The sequence below is a fragment of the Lysinibacillus zambalensis genome (genome assembly GCF_040183165.1).
GTDB lineage: Bacteria > Bacillota > Bacilli > Bacillales_A > Planococcaceae > Lysinibacillus > Lysinibacillus zambalensis.
The window spans coordinates 1-362 of the sequence record NZ_JBEGDG010000119.1 but is presented as its reverse complement, the minus strand read 5'-3'; the positions used below and the strand labels follow the sequence as shown (position 1 = coordinate 362).

General features: G+C 46.4%; 1 tRNA gene. It reads right to left on the bottom strand.

What is annotated here, in order from left to right:
• Nucleotides 1–77 (bottom strand) — tRNA-Ile (locus ABNX05_RS26275).
• Nucleotides 78–362: the final 285 nt, after the last annotated feature.

The window sequence follows — 362 nt, the reverse complement described above, 5'->3', positions numbered from 1 at the left end:
TGGTGGGCCTAAATGGACTCGAACCATCGACCTCACGCTTATCAGGCGTGCGCTCTAACCAGCTGAGCTATAGGCCCTCTTAGAAGTTTTATATTTAGTCATAAACCTTCAAAACTGAACGCAAAACGTAATCTTACAAACCCTAGGTTTGTATTCCGAAAATATCCTTAGAAAGGAGGTGAAAGTGATCGGGTATGACTCAAAAGTGATCAGGTCCGCTACGAAAGTGATCGGGTTCGCCCGAAAAGTGATCGGGTATGACTCAAAAGTGATCAGGTCCGCTACGAAAGTGATCGGGTATGACTCAAAAGTGATCAGGTCCGCTACGAAAGTGATCGGGTTCGCCCGAAAAGTGATCGGGT